General features: G+C 59.8%; 1 protein-coding gene and 1 pseudogene. One reads left to right on the forward strand and one right to left on the reverse strand.

Translation table 11 applies throughout. The features are described from left to right. Nucleotides 1–132: 132 nt before the first annotated feature. Nucleotides 133–444 (reverse strand): annotated as a pseudogene (locus ACTWPT_RS59785) (transposase); the annotation flags it as partial. Nucleotides 445–1,025: 581 nt separating this feature from the next. Between ACTWPT_RS59785 and ltrA the strand changes: the two are divergent. Further along, nucleotides 1,026–2,279 carry a group II intron reverse transcriptase/maturase gene (gene ltrA / locus ACTWPT_RS59790; RefSeq protein WP_443186441.1) on the forward strand — a complete coding sequence of 418 codons (1,254 nt, stop codon included), beginning with the start codon at nt 1,026–1,028 and terminating at the stop codon, nt 2,277–2,279. Nucleotides 2,280–2,367 lie beyond the last annotated feature (88 nt).

Below are 2,367 nucleotides of genomic sequence, written 5' to 3' on the forward strand. Positions count from 1 at the left end.
CCGGCTGTTCGCGCATTGGGCGCTGCGGTACTGACCGAAGGACCGGACGGCACGAGCCGGATGAATCGAGAGGTTCACGTCCGGATCTGTGGGGGCGGGCAGGTGAGATCCCTGCCCGCTACCCGGCTAGCTGGCCTCGATGTGTGGGTTGTCGTTGGAGGTCTTGGGCCGGGAGTGGGATTTGGCCACGCCCAGGTCGATGAGGAGTTCGGCGACGGTCTTGGACTTCATCGAGCTGCCGCGGTCGGCGTGCAGGGTGAGGGTGCCTTCGTCGATGTGATGTTTGCGCGTGGTCTGGCCGATGAGGTGTTTGGCCAGGTCGGCGGACTCACGGGGGGCGATCATCCAGCCGACGACGTAGCGGCTGTAGATGTCGATGATCGTGTAGAGCGAGTACCAGACGCCCTTGTCCGGGCCGCGGAGCTTGGTGATGTCCGTGTGCCACGAGCGCAGGAAGAGAGGTGCAGGAATGAGGTAGGCGCCTCTTTGAATGCGGTGCTGCGTGAATGATGAGGGTCTGGCCCTTCGGAGTCGCCCTGCGGGGGGAGACTTCAAACCACCACATGCTGCGTTGGCTGAAGACTGTCGTGGTGAGCGATGTGGAAAAGGCGTCGTAAGAGGCGTCAGGTGGGGATCGGGAAGGCGAGCGTGAGCGAATCGCTGATGAAGTGTCGAAAACTTACAGATGGCATCGAAACTGGGGGTGTGGATATGGCTCCAGGACTGAGTCTGGCGGATACCCGTCTACTGGCCAGATGGTGCCCGGCACGGAGGCGACGCGAGTCCGATCTGCTGCTTTCACGTGGAACGTGGGAAGGCGAGTCCCGATAGTGCTGCCTCTATTGGTGGCGAGAGGGAGAATCCCGAACGGCGGAAACCGTTAGGGACTGAGTACCGATGCGGAACTCGCTGGCGGACCGGCTCGTAGTAGCGATGAAGCCCCTGTAATGGGGGTGGAGCGAAGGGGCCGGGTCATCCGTGGCTGTGTTCGTTCGATCAACCGGACGCTGTTCGGGAGGAGTCGCGTGGACGAGCTGAAGTCGTCTGGAAAGTCGTTTGACATCTCAAAGTGGGAAGTCTGGAAGGCATGGGAGAAAGTCAAGGCTAATAAGGGAGCGCCGGGAACGGACGGCTGCTCGATCGAGGACTTCGAAAAGGATCTGAAGAACAACCTATATCGGATCTGGAACCGGATGTCGTCGGGCAGCTATTTCCCGCCCTCGGTGCGAGCGGTGGAGATACCAAAGCCGCATGGCGGAGGAACCAGAATTCTCGGTGTTCCTACCGTCGCGGACAGGATCGCGCAGACCGTGGTCGCGGCCCGTTTGGAGAAAGAAGTGGAACCAAAATTTCACGCTGACTCCTACGGGTATCGGCCGAACCGGTCGGCACTGGACGCGGTGGCGAAATGCAGAGAGCGCTGCTTCGGACGCGGCTGGGTCGTCGATCTCGACATCCAGAAGTTCTTCGACAGCGTCCCCTGGGACCTGATGGTCAAAGCGGTGGAGGCCAACACCGATCAGCGTTGGGTGGTTCTCTACGTGGAGCGATGGCTTCGGGCTCCGCTTCAACTACCCGATGGCACCTTGCAAGAAAGAGATCGCGGCACCCCGCAAGGATCTGCGGTCTCGCCCGTATTAGCGAATCTGTTCCTGCACTACGCTTTCGACATGTGGATGGATCGGGAATACCCGACCGCCTCATTCGAACGCTACGTGGATGACGCAGTCGTGCATTGCGTCAGCGAGCGCCAAGCCATGGAAGTGATGGAGGCGATCGGAAACAGGATGGTAGAGGTCGGGCTGCGGCTGCATCCGACCAAAACCCGGATCGTGTACTGCAAGGACGCGAACCGGCGCGGCTCATATGAGCATAAGTCGTTCACGTTCCTGGGGTTCACCTTCCGCGCTCGCGGATCGCGAAACAAGAACGGAGTGACATTCACGAACTTCTTGCCAGCGATCAGCAAGGACGCCCTTAATAAAATCAGTGCCGAGGTGCGCGGATGGCGCATCCATTGGCGCACAGGCCAAACCTTCGCCCAACTCGCACGGTTCATCAACCCGATCGTGCGAGGCTGGATGCAGTACTACGGAGCGTTTTACCAATCCGCACTGCGTCCCCTTCTGCAGCGCATCAACGCCTACCTGGTGCGCTGGATCCGCAGAAAATACAAACGGCTGGCAGGGTTCAACAAATCCAAGCAATGCTTCCAGGGCATCACACAGCGATACCCCAGGATGTTCGCGCATTGGAAATGGACCCGCAATTTCTGGTGATCAGGGTGGCAAGAGCCGTGTAATGGGAGACTATTACGCACGGTTCTGTGGGAGCCGGAGGGTGAAATTCCCTCCGGCTACCCGACCA

The organism is Nonomuraea sp. 3N208 (assembly GCF_052245935.1).
Taxonomy (GTDB): Bacteria; Actinomycetota; Actinomycetes; order Streptosporangiales; family Streptosporangiaceae; genus Nonomuraea.